18 protein-coding genes and 1 tRNA gene are annotated in these 19,239 nt (G+C 49.9%); 11 read left to right on the top strand and 8 right to left on the bottom strand.

Annotation, left to right across the window (positions count from 1 at the left end):
• Positions 1 to 84 precede the first annotated feature (84 nt).
• Positions 85 to 157: transfer RNA gene (locus tag BLQ88_RS23475), tRNA-Met, on the bottom strand.
• Between the two features lie 108 nt (positions 158 to 265).
• Between BLQ88_RS23475 and BLQ88_RS23470 the strand changes: the two genes are divergently transcribed.
• From BLQ88_RS23470 to BLQ88_RS23455, 4 genes are all read left to right on the top strand, one after another.
• Positions 266 to 2,266, top strand: coding sequence for an LTA synthase family protein (locus tag BLQ88_RS23470; RefSeq protein ID WP_090155038.1), 2,001 nt, complete (start codon positions 266 to 268; stop codon positions 2,264 to 2,266).
• Positions 2,267 to 2,311: 45 nt separating this feature from the next.
• Positions 2,312 to 3,238, top strand: a complete 927-nt coding sequence (era, locus tag BLQ88_RS23465; RefSeq protein ID WP_090155036.1) for a GTPase Era — start codon at positions 2,312 to 2,314, stop codon at positions 3,236 to 3,238.
• A 64-nt stretch (positions 3,239 to 3,302) separates the two neighbouring features.
• Positions 3,303 to 4,613 carry a ribosome biogenesis GTPase Der gene (der, locus tag BLQ88_RS23460; protein WP_090155138.1) on the top strand — a complete coding sequence of 437 codons (1,311 nt, stop codon included), beginning with the start codon at positions 3,303 to 3,305 and terminating at the stop codon, positions 4,611 to 4,613.
• A gap of 329 nt (positions 4,614 to 4,942) precedes the next feature.
• Entirely contained in the window at positions 4,943 to 5,326 is a 384-nt protein-coding gene (locus BLQ88_RS23455; RefSeq protein ID WP_090155035.1) for a hypothetical protein, read from the top strand.
• A 62-nt stretch (positions 5,327 to 5,388) separates the two neighbouring features.
• Here the strand turns inward: BLQ88_RS23455 and BLQ88_RS23450 are convergent, their stop codons facing one another.
• The 6 genes from BLQ88_RS23450 to BLQ88_RS23425 all read right to left on the bottom strand — a co-directional run bounded on the left by BLQ88_RS23450 (position 5,389) and on the right by BLQ88_RS23425 (position 11,610).
• Positions 5,389 to 6,225: a fumarylacetoacetate hydrolase family protein gene (locus BLQ88_RS23450; protein ID WP_090155033.1), complete on the bottom strand. Its 837-nt coding sequence runs from the start codon at positions 6,223 to 6,225 to the stop codon at positions 5,389 to 5,391.
• 120 nt (positions 6,226 to 6,345) lie between these two features.
• Complete coding sequence (locus tag BLQ88_RS23445; RefSeq protein WP_090155031.1) at positions 6,346 to 6,810, bottom strand: RES family NAD+ phosphorylase; 465 nt, start codon at positions 6,808 to 6,810, stop codon at positions 6,346 to 6,348.
• A gap of 11 nt (positions 6,811 to 6,821) precedes the next feature.
• Positions 6,822 to 7,247: an Xre family toxin-antitoxin system antitoxin gene (locus BLQ88_RS23440; RefSeq protein ID WP_090155029.1), complete on the bottom strand. Its 426-nt coding sequence runs from the start codon at positions 7,245 to 7,247 to the stop codon at positions 6,822 to 6,824.
• A gap of 50 nt (positions 7,248 to 7,297) precedes the next feature.
• Positions 7,298 to 10,174, bottom strand: coding sequence for an excinuclease ABC subunit UvrA (uvrA, locus tag BLQ88_RS23435; RefSeq protein ID WP_090155027.1), 2,877 nt, complete (start codon positions 10,172 to 10,174; stop codon positions 7,298 to 7,300).
• A gap of 75 nt (positions 10,175 to 10,249) precedes the next feature.
• On the bottom strand, positions 10,250 to 11,044 hold the full coding sequence (locus tag BLQ88_RS23430; protein WP_090155025.1) for a cysteine hydrolase family protein: 795 nt from the start codon (positions 11,042 to 11,044) through the stop codon (positions 10,250 to 10,252).
• Positions 11,045 to 11,058: 14 nt separating this feature from the next.
• Positions 11,059 to 11,610 (bottom strand): hypothetical protein, encoded by a 552-nt coding sequence (locus BLQ88_RS23425; RefSeq protein WP_090155023.1) that lies wholly within the window; start codon positions 11,608 to 11,610, stop codon positions 11,059 to 11,061.
• A 53-nt stretch (positions 11,611 to 11,663) separates the two neighbouring features.
• On the opposite strand from BLQ88_RS23425, the gene BLQ88_RS23420 reads away from it, so the two are divergent.
• The 3 genes from BLQ88_RS23420 (at position 11,664) to BLQ88_RS23410 (ending at position 14,790) form a co-directional block, all read left to right on the top strand.
• Entirely contained in the window at positions 11,664 to 12,692 is a 1,029-nt protein-coding gene (locus BLQ88_RS23420) for a glycosyltransferase family 2 protein (protein WP_229212817.1), read from the top strand.
• A 22-nt stretch (positions 12,693 to 12,714) separates the two neighbouring features.
• Positions 12,715 to 13,467 carry a DUF5672 family protein gene (locus BLQ88_RS23415; RefSeq protein ID WP_090155022.1) on the top strand — a complete coding sequence of 251 codons (753 nt, stop codon included), beginning with the start codon at positions 12,715 to 12,717 and terminating at the stop codon, positions 13,465 to 13,467.
• Positions 13,468 to 13,551: 84 nt separating this feature from the next.
• Positions 13,552 to 14,790, top strand: coding sequence for an OmpA family protein (locus tag BLQ88_RS23410; RefSeq protein ID WP_090155020.1), 1,239 nt, complete (start codon positions 13,552 to 13,554; stop codon positions 14,788 to 14,790).
• A 242-nt stretch (positions 14,791 to 15,032) separates the two neighbouring features.
• Here the strand turns inward: BLQ88_RS23410 and tpiA are convergent, their stop codons facing one another.
• Positions 15,033 to 15,794, bottom strand: coding sequence for a triose-phosphate isomerase (gene tpiA, locus BLQ88_RS23405; protein ID WP_090155018.1), 762 nt, complete (start codon positions 15,792 to 15,794; stop codon positions 15,033 to 15,035).
• A 300-nt stretch (positions 15,795 to 16,094) separates the two neighbouring features.
• On the opposite strand from tpiA, the gene BLQ88_RS23400 reads away from it, so the two are divergent.
• Genes BLQ88_RS23400 through BLQ88_RS23385 form a run of 4 tightly spaced genes read left to right on the top strand, consistent with a single transcriptional unit; the run spans position 16,095 to position 19,159 of the window.
• On the top strand, positions 16,095 to 17,363 hold the full coding sequence (locus BLQ88_RS23400) for an aspartyl protease family protein (protein ID WP_090155015.1): 1,269 nt from the start codon (positions 16,095 to 16,097) through the stop codon (positions 17,361 to 17,363).
• 29 nt (positions 17,364 to 17,392) lie between these two features.
• A complete protein-coding gene (gene mnmC2, locus BLQ88_RS23395; RefSeq protein ID WP_229212816.1) occupies positions 17,393 to 18,049 on the top strand; it encodes a tRNA (5-methylaminomethyl-2-thiouridine)(34)-methyltransferase MnmC2 in 657 nt (218 codons plus the stop codon).
• Positions 18,050 to 18,072: 23 nt separating this feature from the next.
• Complete coding sequence (gene lpcA / locus BLQ88_RS23390) at positions 18,073 to 18,657, top strand: D-sedoheptulose 7-phosphate isomerase (protein WP_090155012.1); 585 nt, start codon at positions 18,073 to 18,075, stop codon at positions 18,655 to 18,657.
• 58 nt (positions 18,658 to 18,715) lie between these two features.
• The gene (locus tag BLQ88_RS23385; RefSeq protein WP_090155010.1) at positions 18,716 to 19,159 is read left to right on the top strand and encodes an NUDIX domain-containing protein; all 444 of its coding nucleotides are present in this window, start codon (positions 18,716 to 18,718) and stop codon (positions 19,157 to 19,159) included.
• The last annotated feature ends 80 nt before the right edge of the window (positions 19,160 to 19,239 follow it).

Here is a 19,239-nt window from a genome sequence, read left to right as displayed (position 1 = left end):
TTGTTTTAAGAAAGTTTACAACCGGTCGGGAATGGTCACAAATGCAAAAAAACCACCTTCTTTCGAAAGTGGCTTTGGCCTGTGTAGCGGGAGCTGGACTCGAACCAGCGACCTTTGGGTTATGAGCCCAACGAGCTACCAACTGCTCCATCCCGCGGTGTCGTTGAATTGGAGTGCAAACATACAACAAATGTTTTACAGAAAACAACTATTTTTGTGAAAACTTTTCAAAAAAGTTTGCCTCTAACGTTCTGACATCAATTTTATGCGTTCATATTCAGTCGCTTCCGGTTTCGGGTGGCGCATTCATCAGGTGCTGCTGATCAGGTTGCTCGGCATCATGATTTTGTACACCGTATGCCGTATTCTCTTTTATTTCTTCAACCAATCGTTTTTTCCGGAGGTTAGTCTGGCACTCGCGCCCCGTTTATTTCTCGGCGGCTTGCGTTTCGACTTAGTAGCGGTGCTTTACACGAATATTCTTCACGTGTTTCTCACGCTCATCCCCGTCACGTTCAAGTACCGGCCTGCGTTTCAGAAATTCCTGAACTACCTTTTTATCATCACCAACAGCATTGCATTGCTGGCCAACTGCGCCGATTTCATCTACTACCGTTTCACCATTAAAAGAAGTACGTGGTCGGTATTGCAGGAATTTTCGCATGAAAACAATATGCACAAGCTGTTTGGCGGCTTTATCGTGAACTACTGGTACGTGGTGCTCGTGTGGGTAATGCTCGTAGCGCTGGTCGTGTACATAACGCGCCGCTGGAAAGTCGATACCAGACCTGCGCGCCCGGCCTGGCAGATATTCCTGGTACACAGTGTATTGATGACCGTTGCGGTATTTCTTTTTATCGGCGGGGTGAAAGGAGGCTTCCGGCACAGCACGCGTCCGATTACGCTGAGTAATGCAGGCGAATACGTGGATAAGCCAAAAGAGATGTTCATCGTACTGAACACGCCATTTTGCATTTTCAAGACCCTGAAACGCTCCGACTATCAACGCGCAAGTTTTTTCAAATCGGAGCAGGAAATGAATGCGGTGTATTCGCCGATCCATTACCCCGATCCGAACGCGCCTGCATTTCAGCCTAAAAACGTGGTGATCCTCATTTGGGAAAGTTTCGGGAAGGAAATGGTAGGTACTTATAACAAGGACCTGGAAAACGGTGCCTACAAAGGCTACACGCCATTCATCGACTCGCTGATGCAGCACAGCAAGGTGCATTGGTATTCCTTTGCAAATGGGGCGAAGTCGATCGAAGCCATTCCGTCGGTACTGACGAGCATTCCGGGCATTATGGAGCCGTTCATCCTGACGCGCTATACCGATAACAAGCTGCCCAGCCTGCCCGAGATGCTGCAAGCCAAGGGTTACCATACATCTTTTTTCCACGGCGCGCCTAACGGCTCGATGGGCTTCAAGGCATTCACCAATCTGATCGGTATCAAGGATTATTATGGTAAAACCGAATACAACAATGATGCGGATTACGACGGTATCTGGGGCATCTGGGACGAAGAATTCCTGCAATTCTGGGGTAAAAAGCTGAATACTTTCCAGGAGCCGTTTATGAGCACACTATTTACCGTGTCCTCGCACGACCCGTACAAGGTGCCTGCGCGCTACCAGGGTAAATTCCCGAAAGGCCCGCTGCCGATTTACGAATGCATGGGCTATACCGATCATGCATTGCGCAGGTTTTTCGATTCGGTGAAGGATAAGCCCTGGTTCAAGAATACTTTATTCGTGATAACCGCAGATCACTCAGCCACATTCGCCCATTATCCGAAGTATCAGACCTCAGTTGGTAACTTCTCGGTTCCTATTCTTTTCTATGAACCCGGCATCGAATCGCCGGGCGACGCCTCGCAGCGCGACGGCGCTCCCATCGAACCAGCCATGACCGGCACCGACAGCACGCGGTTAGTCCAGCAAATAGACATAATGCCGTCCGTTCTGGGTTATTTACATTATGACAAACCCTATTTCGGCTTTGGGAAAAACGTGTTCGGGAACCCGCCGCTCAACTTCGCTGTCAACTATGACGGCGTCTATCAATGGTTCAATGGGCCGTATGTTTTGCAATTTGATGGCCGGAAAACCGTAGGTTTGTATAAATATCAGGAAGACAAGCTTTTGAAAAATAACCTTATGGGCCGTATTCCGGAGGTTCAGGGGCCTATGGAATTGCAGGTTAAGGCATTTATCCAGCAGTATTCGAACCGGATGCTGGACGACAAGTTGACAGTAACACCCTAGGAACCACGTTTTTGGGAAGCTGAAAAAAGTGAAGAAGTAATTTTTATGGAAGAAAAAGTCGAAAATAATAATACCGAGTTGCGCAACCACCGGGCTGGTTTTGTGAGCATTATCGGAAAACCGAATGTGGGCAAATCGACGCTGATGAATGTGCTGGTAGGCGAAAGAATGTCGATCATCACGTCCAAAGCGCAAACGACCCGCCACCGTATTATCGGGATTTTGAATGGAAAACATGAGGATATCCCGTTCCAACTGGTGTATTCGGATACTCCCGGCGTAATCAAGCCCTCGTATAAGCTGCACGACTCGATGATGACCTTCGTGAAAGGCTCGCTCGAAGATGCCGATGTGGTGCTTTTTGTGGTCGAAATAGGGGAGAAGGCGGCCGAGCACGAAGTATTGCCGCTGCTGAAACGTACCGAATCCCCGGTGGTTTTGGTTTTGAACAAAATCGACCTTTCGAACGACGAGGAAGTGAAGCAAAAGATGGCTGAGTGGGAGAATGAAATTCATCCGGCCGCCATTATACCGATCTCCGCATTGGAGAAGGCCAATATCGGGACGTTGTTCGATGCGGTTGTGTCGCGTCTGCCGTTCCACCCACCGTATTTCGATGAGGATGAACTAACCGACAAGCCGGAGCGTTTCTTTGCTTCGGAAATCATCCGCGAAAAGATCTTCTTGAATTACCGCCAGGAAATTCCATACAGCTCCGAAGTAGTAATCACTGAATTTAAGGACAAGGACGACATCATTGTGATCCGTGCAGAAATTCTGGTTGAACGCAAAAGCCAGAAAGGGATCATTATTGGTGAAAAAGGGGAAATGCTGAAAAAAGTTGGTACGCAGGCCCGCCAGGACCTTGAAGATTTCTTCGGCAAAAAAGTTTTCCTCGAACAGCACGTAAAAGTAGAGCCGGATTGGAGAAGCAAGGAAAACAAGCTGCGCCAGCTCGGGTACCAGGAATAAATTTTAAATAAAACGAATGAAGAGCAGGTGCCAGACCGGCTCGGATCATATTAATAGTAAGAAAATGGCAAATGTAATATCGATTGTTGGTCGTCCGAACGTGGGCAAATCCACTTTGTTCAACCGCCTCACCGAAAGCCGGAAGGCGATTATGGACAACCAGAGCGGCGTAACCCGTGACAGGCATTACGGCTACGGCGAATGGACCGACCAATATTTCACAGTAATTGATACCGGAGGTTATGTAGTAGGTTCCGAAGATATTTTCGAAGGCGCGATCCGCGACCAGGTGGAGCTCGCGATCGAGGAATCGACCGTGGTACTTTTTATGGTGGATACCATGACCGGCCTCACCGACCTCGACAAAGACTTCGCAAATGTGCTCCGTCGCTTTAATAAACCCGTTTATTTGGTAGCCAATAAGGCTGAAACGACCGAACGTTATCAGTCGGCAGGAGAGTTTTATGAATTGGGTTTGGGCGATGAAATTTTCGCTATTTCCGCACAAACCGGCTTCGGTACAGGTGAATTACTGGACAAAGTAATCACGCATTTCGAAACCGCAGGCGTCGAAAACCCGGAAGAAGGCATTCCCCGCATCGCGATCATGGGACGCCCGAATGTAGGTAAATCGTCATTTCTGAACGTACTCACCGGCACCGACCGCAGTATCGTGACGGACATTGCAGGTACTACCCGCGACGCGATCCATACGCATTACAATGCATTCGGAATGAATTTTATCCTCACCGACACCGCCGGTATCCGCCGGAAATCGCGTGTGAAGGAAGATATCGAGTTTTACTCCACGCTTCGTTCAGTGAAAGCAATGGAAGAATCCGACGTTTGTATCGTCCTGCTCGACGCTACACTCGGGCTCGAAGGCCAGGATCTGAACATTATCGGTCAGGCCGACAAAGCGAAAAAAGGCATTGTGATTATGGTCAACAAATGGGATTTGGTTGAAAAGGATTCCAAAACGGCCGATCAGTACAAGAAAGCGCTGCTGGAAAGATTGGCGCCGATGAACTACATGCCGATCATTTTCGCGTCGGTAGTGGAAAAACAGCGCATTCACCAGGTGATGGAGAAGGCCATGGAAGTTTATCAAAACAAAACCAAGAAAATCTCGACTTCGAAACTGAACGAGGTAATGCAGGCGGAAATCGAAAAATACCCTCCGCCGGCACACCGCGGGAAGTATATCAATATCAAATACATGATCCAGCTGCCGACGCCTTCACCGACGTTCGTATTTTTCAGCAGCCATCCGAAGCATGTGAAAGAGCCCTATTTGCGCTATCTCGAAAACCGGTTACGCGAAAATTTCGATTTTTCGGGTGTCCCGATCACGATTTTCTTCCGCGAGAAATAATCGTCAGGAATAAGAAAAGAGAAGCGCCGGCGGGGATTTTCCTCGTCGGCGCTTTTGCAATTTATCCGTAACCTGCTACTGTTCAGACGGAAATTTTGACGGTTCGTCTTTTTCCGGATATCTCGAGCAACCTTTTATATTACTTTTACATCTGTTATCCGGCCAGCCACGGTACTTTGGAAGCATTTAAAGAATTTTCGAAAAAAATGTTAAAAACAAGGTACTATGTATTGCAAGATACCTAACAAAACATATATATTTGTAAGGTCAATGAGTTACACCTAATTCCATCCGGTTTCACCAGGGATTCTTAACGATTGAATATAGCCATGAAAACACTCAGAATCGTAATACTACTCTTGATAATCAGCCTGCAAGCGAGCGCAACGGGCTACGTGCATAATATGTTCGTAGCGCACAGAAAGTTGCAGTCAGGCAAGGAATGTGTAACTGAAAAGGCGATTGCGAGAAAGGCCAGGCCTGTTCTGAAAGCGAAAGCAGCGGTACAGGTGAAGCATGCGAAGGTGGTAAAAAACGCTGGCATGCCGGGTTCTGAATTGATGACATTGAATGCGCGCATCCTGGAAGAAGGGCCGGCGGCATTTTTTGAAAGCGAGTCTGAAGAAAGTGAAGGGGAGTCAATGGTTACCAAGCTGGTAAGCGCGGTGAAATGTGTGATTTTCACCTTTATTCCCAAACTGAGCCATTCGTAAGCAAACCTATCACGATAAAAACAAAAAGCTGCGGGAGCCGATCCCGCAGCTTTTTGTTTTTATCAGCCTACTGTATTAGTCAATGTGCCGATCGGCTCGATGGTAATGTGGACGATGTCGCCGGCCTGCAATGTAAAGTCCGAGGATGGCACGATACCCGTACCGGTCATCAGGTAAGCACCCTGCGGGAACGCCATTTCGCGGTAAAGGAAATGCAGCAGCTCTTCGGGCTTGCGCTTCATTTGGGCCAATGTAACTTCTCCGTTAAAGACTTCCTCGCCCCCGCGCACGATGGAAAGGTCGATCACGGTATCGGCACCGAGCTTTTCTTTAAATACATAAAGGCAAGGTCCCAATGCTGCGCTGCCCGTGTAGGACTTAGCCTGAGGCAAATACAACGGGTTTTCGCCTTCGATGCTGCGGGAACTCATGTCGTTTCCGATGGTATAACCTACCAATGCGCCTTCCGAAGTAGCGAAAAGGGTCAGTTCCGGCTCAGGCACATCCCAGGTTGAGTCTTTACGAATGCGGACTGTGCCATGATGGCCTACTACGCGCCAGGCCGTCGATTTGAAGAACAATTCCGGGCGTTCTGCTTCGTACACGCGATCGTAGAAACTGCCGCCGCCCGCTTTTTCGGATTCTTCCATCCGCGCCGTGCGGCTTTTGAAATACGTCACGCCGGAAGCCCACACTTCCTGGGTACCGATCGGTGCCAGCGCCTCGGGCATTGGAAAATCGTCGCTGAACGTCAATGCGATGAGGCTTTTGGTCTGATCTTCCAGCCATTCGTACAGGTTATTCCTGTTCACGACAATGTCCCAGTCGGTTTCGTGGAGGCGGTAGAAAATGTCCTCGTTTTCAAGGAGGATACCATTTTCGGTCTTATATAACTTCATGAAATGCAGATTTTGGTTTAGCCTGAATAAGTCCCCCGCAGGGCGTCTTTACTGTTGAATACGGGGAGGAAAGTGTTTCAGGCCACTCGATTTTACCGGAATGCGGGGAAGTAGCAAATGCTAGCTGCGCCACAAGCGCCGGTCGATCGGGATCGGCTCCTGGGCAATGAGTCTAATGTCCGCAAACAGCGGATGATCGGGATGGAGAATGATATTGGTGGAAAAAGGTACGATCACCGACGGGAGGCTGATCCCGAGTACATCAGGTTTGATGAGCCAGTCTTTAAGCCAGAATTGTGTGCGGCTATAGGTTTTGTCCTGCCAAAAGTCCGGGAGATCTTTCCGCGCATAATGCCGTATGTCATCCGGAATCTCAATCGACGAAAGCCAATATTTGGGAAGATCCTCGTAGCGCACGCCCGGCGCGTGTGCGAGGGTTTCTACGAGCCCGAGTTCGGGAGTAGAAGTGGTGTAAAGTACGCCGAAGCCTTTCGGGTTCCAGCGCGCACCGAACAGCCGCGCGCCTTCGGTCGAAAGCGCGTCAGCCCGATATTTTTCGCGCGTGATCCTGTATACCAGTGGCATATGCAGCGCAATCAGGCAGGTAAACCATAATCCAGGCGCCCGAGCACATTATCCACCAGCCCGAAACCCGTAACGGTATCCATCATTTGCAGCGGCGATTGGTCGTTAAGCGAAGTGATAGGTGTTCTCAGCCAATGCCTGACGACATTTTCTTTTCCCTCAAAGGTATCCAATGCATGAATGAGCACGTTGCGAAGCAGCAACAACCGCTCGGAAGCATCGGTACCAAGGCGTTTCTCTCCCTGAATGCGATGCAAATTACGGGGCGTCATACCCAGCACATAAGCGATTTCATTGTCGGTCAATCCCACCAAATCGGAAATTCCATCTGCGGCGGAGCGCATGACGCCTTCGCGGGACGTTTTGACCACTAAATATTCGGAAGCAGGTTCCTTGCCGTAAGGAACAAACTCTTCTTCAAAAGACCGTACTGCCATAAGATTTCCTGTGAAGTATGTCACTAAGATAAGTGACATACTTCACATTTTCAAATCTTTTCCTTCAAAAACTCCGCGGTATAGTTCCCTTCGAGTTTTACCATTTCTTCCGGCGTGCCGGTGAAGGTGAGCTGGCCGCCATTGTCGCCGCCTTCGGGACCGAGGTCGATGATCCAGTCGGCGCTTTTGATGACTTCCATGTTGTGCTCGATGATGATCACGCTATCGCCCTGCTCTACCAATGCATTGATGGCTTTAAGGAGCTTTTTGATGTCGTGGAAATGCAAGCCGGTTGTCGGTTCGTCGAAAATGAAGAGCGTTTTGCCTTTGTTGGAAGAGCCTTTGCCGAGGAAAGAGGCCAGTTTCACGCGCTGCGCTTCACCGCCGGACAATGTATTTGAAGATTGTCCGAGGCCCACGTATCCAAGCCCTACTTCCTGTAATGGGAGCAACTTATCAGCCAGTTTCGGTTCCGTTTCCCTGAAAAAGTCGATGGCCTCATCGACGGTCATATCCAGGATTTCAGCGACGTCTTTGTCGTGGTATTTCACCTCCTGCACTTCCTGCTTGAAACGTTTGCCGTTGCAACCCTCGCAAGTGAGGTAAATGTCGGCCATAAACTGCATTTCGATCTTCACCTGGCCTTCGCCCTGGCAAATTTCGCAGCGGCCGCCGTCGACGTTGAAAGAGAAATGCGACGGTTTGTAGCCCCGCGCTTTCGAAAGCGGCTGTTCCGACATCATTTGCCGGATATAATCGTAAGCCTTAATGTAAGTAACCGGATTCGAGCGCGACGATTTTCCGATCGGGTTCTGGTCGATCATCTCAACCGCCTCGATACGGTCGACGCTGCCCGTAAGCGCGTCAAAGCGCCCCACATCCTCGCTGAACTCGCCTTTGAGGCGCATTAATGCAGGGTAGAGAATTTTACGGATCAATGTAGATTTCCCTGAACCGCTCACGCCTGTCACGACGGTAAGGTTGTTCAAAGGAATTTTAACATCCAGTTCTTTCAAATTATTCTCGCGGGCACCCTTAATTTCAAGGAAATGCAACGACTTTCTGCGTACAGAAGGCACCGGAATCGAGTCATTTCCCAAAAGAAAATCCAAAGTGTGCGACTGCACCTCATCCCCAACGTCCTGACTATTCCTGACCTCTGAACCATTGACTTTCAACTCCTCAATATCCCCTTGATTCCCCTGAAAAACCACATGGCCACCGCCAGTGCCGGCTTCCGGACCAATATCGATAATCTGGTCCGCCGCGTGCATTACTTCTTCCTCGTGTTCTACCACGATGACCGTGTTACCCAGGTCGCGCAGGGATTCGAGCACGCCTACGAGCCGCTGCGTGTCGCGTGGGTGCAAGCCGATGCTCGGTTCGTCGAGAATGTACATGGAGCCTACCAATGCGCTGCCTAGCGAAGTGGCGAGTTTAATGCGCTGGAATTCACCGCCGGACAATGTGCTGGTGAGCCGGTTCAATGTCAGGTAACCAAGTCCGACGCGGTTCATGTAATCGAGCCGCGATTCGATTTCGGTCAGAACACGGCGTGCGATCTGGCGGTCGTGGTCGCCGAGTTCGAGCTGTTTGAAAAAGCCCGAAACATCCTGGATCGGCATCAGTACCAAATCGGTAATGGATTTGCCGCCTATTTTGACATAAGAAGCATCTTTCCGCAAACGCGAGCCGCGGCAATCGGGGCAGGTTGTGCGGCCGCGGAAGCGCGAGAGCATTACGCGGTACTGAATTTTATGGGTTTGGGATTCGAGTTCCGCAATGAAGTTGTTGATCCCGTCGAAATATTGGTTACCGGTCCAGAGCAGTTCTTTTTGCGCCGGAGTAAGGTCTTTATAGGGCCTGTGAATCGGAAAATCGAATTTCACGCCGTTGCGGACGAGCGGCACGAGCCATTCGCCCATTTTCTCGGTACGCCACGGCGCAATGGCGCCGTCGTACACCGAAAGGTTTTTGTCGGGAATGACCAGATCCGGGTCGATACCCAATATTTTTCCAAAGCCTTCACACCTTTTGCAGGCGCCGAAAGGGTTATTGAAGCTGAAAAGGTTGACGGTCGGTTCCTCGAAAGTAATGCCGTCGAGCTCAAACTTATCGGAGAATACTCTTTTTTCACCCCCGACAATATGCACCGTACAGGTACCTTCTCCTTCGAAAAAGGCGGTCTGTACAGAATCGGAAAGGCGATATTGGGTATCCTCGTCGTTATGCCGGACAGCGGCGCGGTCTATTAATATAAAAACCTGATTGCCCGCCTGCGGGAAATGGTCCGGTTTTTCAAGAATGTCCTCAATGGAAACCACTTCCTCGTTCAGTACAATGCGGTTATAACCTTTTGAAAGCAATATGGTGAGTTCTTCGATTTGCGAGCGGCCGTCGCGGATGAGCAACGGCGCGAGGATCATCACACGTGTGCCCTCGTCGTGCGCCAGCATGTAATTCACGACATCCGTAACCGAATCTTTTCTCACAATTTCCCCCGATACCGGCGAATAGGTATGCCCGATGCGTGCAAAAAGCAGTTTGAGGTAATCGTAAATCTCCGTGGAAGTACCTACCGTCGACCGCGGATTGCGGGTATTCACTTTTTGCTCAATGGCAATAGCCGGTGAAATGCCTTTGATGTACTCTACTTCCGGCTTCTCCATCCGCCCGAGGAACTGCCTCGCATAGCTGCTGAGGCTTTCGACGTACATACGCTGGCCCTCCGCAAACAGCGTATCGAACGCCAGCGAGGACTTCCCGGAGCCCGAAAGGCCCGTAATGACGACCAGCTTGTTGCGCGGGATCGCCACATCTATGTTTTTCAGATTATTTACACGGGCACCTTTGATCAGGATGTATTGTCTCGGATCCAGTTCATCGAACTGATCGGCCTCGATCCGGGGCACAGCTAATTGCATCATAGCGGGGTTATTGGAAGAATAATGATATTAGTTTGAATGATGATGTGATACTATTATAACCAAAAGCATCGGCATTTAGTTTTCTTTAAAGACCTGGCCCGCTTTCAAAAATTTCATGCCGCTTTTCGCTGCCTCTTCGAATATTGGATCGGCGAAATGGCCGAAGTTGGGGACGTCGGACATGCAGTCCGTCAATGCGATCGTTTTGGCGGCCAGCGCCGGTGCATATTTCACGATTTGCCGGATGCTGGTCGCGACGCAATGTGAGCGCGCTTCGCCGGCCACGAGTACCTGGTCATATTCATTTAATTCTGCCAGGAAGCGCGCGTCGAGCTCCGTTTCCGGCGCGTTTTCGACTGGAACCTGGGCTTTAAATACCCCGAAATGCTCTGTCAGCGGGTTAATGCCTTTCGAAACTGTACGATAATCGCGGCGGGTGCGGTGCGTCCACGCTAGTACCGCGCGCATGAGGGTATCGTCGATCGCAGCACCTTTCGACCCGATAAGGCAATGCTCCGGCCAGATGAAATGCTGGAATTCGCCTTCCGCTTCGAGGGTTTGCAGGTATTTCAAAACATATTCAGGCTGGTAACGCGGCAGCCATTTCCCCGCTTCCACCGATTTACTCGAAATCAATGTAAACGGCGCGACCGTATTGCCGTTCTGATCCTCCCAGAAAAGCGGATGTGCAATATCGAGCACCTTATGGGTATCGAGCGTGAGAAATACCGCGTCGATCCGGTCACCTTCCAGCGCGATGAGGTTGGCAATGCGCTCCACGTCCTTCTCGGCGCCCGGCACATATAAGGTCCCGTTAGGATCACAAAAATCAAACTGGGCGTCGATGATCAGCAATGCGGTCTTTTTCATTTTGAATGGTGTGTTTAAAATTCGATTTCCTGTGGCAGCTCCATTTGGCGGGCGTACATTTTGGAACAAAGGGTAAATACCAGTTGCAGCATCCGGTTTGCATCTTTAATGTAATCAATGCGGTAATCTTCGTCCAGTTTACTCAGCCCGTTGAGGATAACCTGCGCCTTTTTGGCAATGTACAATGCGCAGGTGTCGGCGCGGGAAGAATAGGTCCGCAGAATGTCCGAATAGCTTTCCAGAAAGGTATTGAGCAGGAAAAGGTTGAGTTCGATGCCCCCGATTTTGTCTTTCGTAACCTTCACATGGTAGGCAATGTCGCCGCTCAATGCGCGCATGTCCATCAGCACCCAGCCGGGCGTGTTCTGGTTGAATTTCGAAGTACGCACGATCCGCCCCATCAGTTCTTCCCGTCGTTCGGGAATGGTGGCGCTGTCTTCGATAAGCTCGAAATGGAGCCGGTCGCTCAGGGTTTTGTCTTTCGTGATCAGTCTCAGGAGCAGTTTATCCTTTTCTTTGGCAGGCATTTGGATAATCGCCTTTTTGAGCTGTTCTGGTAACGCCATTCGGGTGCTTTTAATAACTTTTAGTTTAATTCCCGGCTCAACCACGTAACTTTATGGCGCTTAAAACGGCCGGGAAGCTTTTACAAAAATATAAAATACACATTATGATTTCAGTGGCTATGTGTACCTACAACGGGGCAAAGTTTCTGCCCGAACAGTTGAAGAGCATTGCTGATCAGACGGTTTCGGTGGACGAATTGGTTGTTTGCGACGACAGATCGAAGGACGACACTATTGAAATCATAAAATCTTTTGCTGCTACCAGCAAATTCCCCGTGCGGATCCACGTGAACGAGGAAAATTTAGGTTCGACAAAAAATTTTGAAAAATGCCTTTCGCTCTGCGAGGGCGACGTAATATTTTGCTGCGACCAGGACGATCGCTGGCGGAAAGATAAGGTGCAGAAGCAAGTCGCTTTTCTGAATGCACGCCCGGACCTGGACGCGGTTTTCAGCGATGCCGAAAAGATTGGCGATGACTCACAACCGGCGGGCGGCACGATCTGGGAAGAAATCGAGTTCGACGCTGCACGACAGCAGCTTTGGCGAAGCGGCAAATCACACGAGATTCTTTTTAAGGGCTTTATAGTAACGGGCGCCACGCTCGCGATCCGTAAATCTTGCCTCAAAAGGCTGATGCCTTTCCCTACAAACGTGCCGGACCTGATCCACGACGCCTGGATAGCGATGGTACTGAGCCTGGAAGCCAAAATCGATTTTATTCCCGAATGCCTGGTTTCCTACCGCATTCATTCCAGCCAGCAGGTGGGATTTGGCAACAAAGTCGAGAAAGTACAGCTCGCTGATCGTTTCAACCGTGACCGGAAGTTGAAACTTGTCCCGCTCGGGGAAAAGGCCGCCAAGCTACACGATATGTATTTATTGCTCCTTGCGCTCCCGTTCGTCCCCAAGGAGAAGCTATCTAAATTGAACCTCTCACAAAAGCATTTTTACATCCGCGCCGCGCTGCCCGAAAACCGGTTGAAACGCGTCATACCTGTGCTAGGTCAGCTGGTACGCGGCCATTACGGGTTCAGCAGCAGGGACTGGTGGCTGCCGTTTATGGGCGATTTATTGGAATAACAAACTGGATAATTATTGAAAAATGGCTGGAAATAAGTCGTTGGTGGCGGTGGTAATACCGGTATATCAGGCAGATCTGACGGATGCGGAACGGGCGTCGCTGCGGCAATGCATGCACGTACTGGGCAATTATCCGGTGATCGTCGTGAAGCCGGAAAGTTTGGACCTTTCTGCATTTCAAAAGGAATATCCCTCGCTTACGTTCCAGTCTTTCGACAACAGCTTTTTCAAGGGAGTCGACGCCTATAACCGGCTGATGGTTTCCATTGATTTTTACAAAACTTTCACGGCCTACGAATACATGCTCATTTACCAGCTTGACGCATTCGTGTTCCGTGATGAGCTGAAAGAATGGTGTGCCAAAGGCTATGATTACATTGGTGCGCCGTCGCTGCATCAGCCTGAATTTGATTCCCTACCCGCGGCATCGGCCCAGGAATTTGCAAACGCATTATCGACCCGGAGAGTCGTGCTGAACGGCGGCCTCTCGTTGCGGAGAATTCCGTCCATTCTAAGGTATTTAAAAATCTACAACACCTTCTACCCGGCCTGGAAAGGGAATGAGGACATGCTTTTCTGCCAGGAAGCCACGCGGCTTAAACCGATGAAACTCTTCATGAAGTTGCCCGACTGGCAAGAGGCATTGCGCTTCGCATTTGAAAAGAGCCCGGCCGCGACCTATGAGCTTACAAATCATCAGCTACCCTTCGCCTGCCACGCGTGGGAGCGCTACGATCCTGCTTTTTGGGCACCATTCATGGCTGTAAACCAGTGACTTTCTGGGTTTAACAATTTTTAACAAACTATCACCGGTTTTCGCGCGTTCTTGCTGATATTTAGGACAAACCCCAATATCACCATGAATTTCAAATTGCTTTCGGCCAGTTTTGGAGCCATTTTGCTATCCATCCATACCAGCTTCGGGCAAGTCACTGAAAACCCCAAAGTAGAGGAATCGTCGGTACCATACGTGAAAATCAGGAAAGTAGAGCTGACCGACGCCAATACGATCATTCACCTGCAATTCATTGAAAAGCAGTCGCAGCAGCCGCAGTTCCGTTCGCAACCCAGGATGCCCGCATTCCCCGATTCGCGCATTCCGCAACCGCAAAAGCAAGACCAGAGCCAGATATGGCTCGATCCGGAAACCCGGCTGTATAAGCCAGGTGAGATCGACAAAAAATTCAAGTTCATCAGGGCCGAAAATATCACTACCACCACTAAAACAGCCGTAGCAAATGGCGATACGGTCGATTTTGTGGCCTATTTCGAAAGACTTACGCCGGGAATCGAAGAGTTCGATTTCTATGAAGGCAGAAGTTCGGCGGGCAACCAGTCCTGGAATTTTTATGGTATCCATATCAAAAACCCATTGAAGAAGGACGCCACGAAATCCTCGAAACCGGTAGCCAAGACCACCGCGCCAGCCAAAAAACCTGCTGCCAAACCGCCGGTTAAAACGCCCCAAAAGCCTGCACCGGCATCGAAAAAAGAGATCGAAATGGCTGTTTTGAAGGGTACCATCTACAATGGGAAAACAAAAGAGCCGATCGCGGCGCAACTTTCCTACATGGAAGGTGGTGATACGCTGCAAATCCGGTCGTCGTCGGGAAAATATCGCGTGGGAGTCGATGCCGATGAGAAATACAAATTTCGCGTAATGGCCCGTGGTTACTACGGATCATCGTTCAGTCTGGCGCCGGGAGATTCTTCCGGCAAAGCGTTTAACCAGGACGTATACCTCACGCCGCTGATCGTCGGGGAGACGATTTTGCTTCCCAATATTTATTTTGAAACATCTCAATACACGCTGCTACCGGAGTCGTTCGAAGAGCTGAACCGGCTCGTGGACGTCATGCGCGACAGCCCGACCGTCAAAATCCGGGTGGAAGGCCATACCGATAATGTAGGTGATTTTGACAAAAACCTCGACCTCTCCCGCCAGCGTGCGGAATCGGTCAAAAATTATCTGATCGAAAAAGGCATTGAAAGCGGCCGGATAGAGGCAAAAGGCTACGGCGGCACGCGGCCGATCACAAAAGGCTCCGAAGACCGCAAAAAAAACCGCAGGGTGGAGTTTGTGATTACGGAAATGTAAAGGCCTGCGGGTCAGGGTTGGTCAGGCATTGCCAGGAGTAGTCAAGTATTGTCAAGAGTAGTCAGGTATTGTCATTGGTTGTCAGGTGTGTCAAGCATTGTCATGTGTTGTCATTGGCAGTCAGAGATTGCCATCAACGGGAACACAAATTCTCCCTCCTGACTATATCTGACTACCAATGACTACACATGACCATTAATGACTACGCCTGACAATAAATGACCATACGTGACGGCGAAGCCCTACCGCGCCTTGATAATATTCGTGAATTCGCGGGATTTCAAAGAAGCGCCACCTACCAGACCGCCGTCGATATCCGGTGCAGCGAAGAGCTCGGGTGCGCTGGCGGCCGTAACGCTTCCGCCGTAGAGGATCGAAATTTCGTCCGCTACTTCCGCACCGTATTTCGAGGCCAGGTGCGCGCGCAATGCGGCGTGCATTTCCTGCGCCTGCTCAGCCGAAGCCGTAAGGCCGGTACCGATCGCCCAGATGGGTTCGTATGCGATCACCACCGATTTCAGTTGCTCTTCCGACAGGTGGAAAAGGCTTTCGGTGATCTGGTTTTTCACAAAACCGATATAATCTTCATTCTGACGCTGTTCGAGAGACTCGCCGCAGCAGAAAATAGGGGAAACGCCGAAAGAAAGCGCGGTATTTACTTTTTCGGCCAGCAATGCATTGGTTTCATTGAAATACTGACGGCGCTCGCTGTGGCCGATCAGCACATATTGTACACCGATCGATTGCAGCATTTGCGCGGAAATTTCACCGGTAAATGCACCTGAAACTTTGTCGGAGCAGTTTTGAGCGGCCAATGCGAAGTTGGGCGCGTCCTCGATATATTTTTGAATCGTAGTAAGGTAAATCGCAGGAGGGCAAAGGATGATTTTCGCGTCGTTACGGACCTCATCTTTGGCCATATTAACGAGCTCCGATGTAAGCGCAACCGCTTCATCCAGAACCTTGTTCATCTTCCAGTTACCGGCAACAATTTTTTTTCGCATGAGAAATTTTTATAATGGGAAAAAGTCATTTTACGCAACAAAAGTACCATATTTTCCTCATTTACATGATTATATATATGTGATCAAAAAAATGTCGGAAAATTTGCACATATCGAGATTTTTTTGTGTTTTATTAATGCAAAATCAGCTACTTTTACTTGATTCACCGTTCAGGTTGAATCTGACACTTAACGTACACCGAAGAATATAAATAGGAGCACAAATCATTTATAGTCAAAGTGTTTTAATGATGTTATCAACGGAATTAAAAACTTAGCCATTTAAAGAAAGGAGGCCACGATGAAAACGTCTAAGTGGTTCATAGCAGCAATCATACTTTTTACTCACACCCTGACATTCGGCCATTCCAGCGACGTACCTCCTGTATCAGAGGAAAAGTATGGTTACTTTTTGGATAAAAACCATAAAACAGCACGCATCCCGTTCGAGCTGCATTCCAATCTCATACTACTTTACGCGAAGATCAACGATAACGATTCGCTACGGTTTATCCTCGATACGGGCGTTAGTTCCATTATCATTACCGATCCGAACGTCCTGAAAGCCGACAAGCTGCGCTTAACCCGTAAAGTTAACCTCACGGGTGCAGGCGAGGGTGCTTCCATTTCGGCGCACGTGGCGATCGATAACCGGTTTTCAATGGGCAGGCTCAAAGCCAACCACCAGAATATTGTCATCCTCGAACAGGACTTCCTGCGCCTGTCCGAGTACGTGGGCGTGCCTGTGCACGGGATTTTCGGGTATGAAATCTTCAATAACTTCGTGGTAACAATCGATTTTGCCAAAAAGGAAATTCTCCTGATGCGCCCCGAGCGATACAAATACAAAACCAGCAAGGGCGATAAACACCCGCTCATTATCGAGGATACCAAGCCGTTTACAGACGCCGTGACGCTCTTCGCCGATGGCCGCGAGCATCCGATCCGCGTGCTGATCGATACCGGCGCCGGGCATGCATTGCTGCTGAACAATACCCGCAAGGAAACCTTCCGCTTGCCGGAAAAGGTGATCCGCGCGCAATTGGGCCGCGGCTTGAATGGCGTGATCAACGGAAACCTGGGCCGTGTCGACAAAATGCGGCTGGGCCGCTTCGAGCTCAATAACGTGGTAGCATCGTTTCCCGACAGCATTGCATTCGGTTCCAAAATCCGGGCCGGGGCCGAGCGGCAGGGCAATATCGGTTGCGAACTGCTCCGCCGTTTCAAAGTCACATTCAACTATGGCGAGCGCTATATGGTGCTGAAACCGATCAAAAGCCGTCTGCGTGAGAAATTCGAGCATGATATGAGCGGCATGGAGATCCGGGCGGAAGGTACCGATCTGCGAAATTACTTCGTGAACCATATCGTGGACGATTCTCCGGCCGCGCGTGCGGGCCTGTTGGAAGGCGACCAGTTACTATTCATCGACGACCATTCCGCTTCCGAACTGAATGTGAGTGAAATTTACAAACTCATGCAGCGTGGCGACGGGAAAAACATCGGTCTCCTCGTGAAACGGAAAGGCGATATTTTCTTTACCCAGATCACTCTGCGCAGAATGATTTAGTACTTTTGGCCAAACTAAAACCCGGCCATTTGGAACGCTTCATCATTACCGAAGACGGCTCGCATTCATTATACAGCGCGCAATTCAACCAGCAATACCATTCCCTGCATGGTGCACTGGATGAATCGGAGCACATTTACATCAATCTTGGTTTAAGGCCGGTCCTGGAAGCTGCTTCCGGGCCGGTTTCTGTTTTTGAAATGGGTTTCGGAACAGGATTGAACGCATTCCTCGCCTGGAAACTCGCAGACCAGCTGCAAAAGCAGGTTTTCTACACTTCCGTGGAAGCATATCCCGTAGCACCGCTGGAAGCCTCGCAGCTCAACTATGAGGAAGCGACGGGTGAAAAAGGCTTTATGCAGCTGCACAATGCACAATGGGGGAGGGACGTGGCTATTTCTCCCTATTTTACCCTTCGAAAAGAAGTGACGACCTTACAAGACTTCACGCCGGACCGGTTTTTTGACGTCATATTTTACGACGCATTTGACCCGCGTTCGCAGCCCGAACTCTGGACGAGCGAAATTTTTACAAAAGTGGCGGCCCAAACGCGTCAGGAAGGCGTATTAGTAACATATTCGTCCAAAGGTATCGTTAAAAGGGCACTGAGAGCAGGCGGTTTCATCGTAGAGCGGCACAAAGGCCCCGCCGGAAAAACGCATGTTCTGAAAGCCATCAAACTCTGATATTCATCCGCATCAATACAAATATGAATTACCAAAGCATTATTAGCCAGGAATTGAAGGAAGCACAGGCCGTTCTCGACAATTTCCTGAGCGATCCGGAACAAATCGAGAAGATCGAAAAGGCGGCAGGCTTAATGGCCGACGCGATTATCCACAACGGCAAAATCCTTTCCTGCGGCAACGGCGGCTCGCATTGCGACGCCATGCACTTCGCCGAGGAACTCACCGGCCGCTACCGCGATAACCGTCGCGCATTACCCGCCATCGCAATCTCTGACGTGAGCCATCTGAGCTGCGTGAGCAACGATTTCGGGTATGAATATGTGTTTTCAAGATATATTGAAGCATTGGGTCAGCCCGGCGACGTGCTGCTGGGACTGAGTACCAGCGGCAATTCGGCCAATATCATCCGCGCCGCCGAAGCTGCGAAGGCGAAAGGCATGAAAATCATCATTATGTCCGGTAAAGATGGCGGCAAGCTCGCGGGTGTGGCCGACGTTGAAATCCGCGTGCCGCATTTCGGTTACGCCGACCGCATTCAGGAAATCCACATCAAGGTCATCCACATTTTCATGCTGCTGATCGAAAAAATGGTGCTACGGGATTAAGACTTATGGGCGGAAGTTTGTTTATTGAGCAATAGTAATCACTATTTGAGCACACCATATGAACGTCCGTCCATCCGCCATCATTCTCGACAACGACAAGATCCTTACCCTTCGATATTGCTACGGCGAAAAGGAGGTATTTGCATTACCAGGCGGCAATCCCGACCCTGGCGAATCGCTTTCCGATGCATTGGCGCGGGAGCTGATGGAGGAGCTGGGCGTGGAGATTTCGGTCGGAAAAATGGTTTCCTGCGGCGAAGTGATCTGGCAGGAAGTGCAGAAAGAGACGCTGCACATGGTATTTAATGCAAATATAACAAACGGCACTCCCGCGCTCGACCCTGCGCATACGACTGCGCTGGAAATTGTGTGGCTACCGGTTTCTTCGCTTGCTTCCAGGCATTTGTATCCCAATGTCGGCCCGCAGATCGCCGCATTCTGCAACGAAGCGCTGCATTCGGGGCATATCGGGGTCATCGATCAGCCTTATGTACGCTCATAAACAGGTTAGTTGAGGTCAATACTTCTCCGTTCGTTTCTATAAGACAGAAACATACCGTACTTTTGCGTTTTTAATAGGCA

Origin of the sequence: Dyadobacter soli (assembly GCF_900101885.1) — a bacterium.
GTDB lineage: Bacteria > Bacteroidota > Bacteroidia > Cytophagales > Spirosomataceae > Dyadobacter > Dyadobacter soli.
Note: the sequence above shows the minus strand (reverse complement) of the source record. Positions and strands in the feature narration are given on the sequence as shown.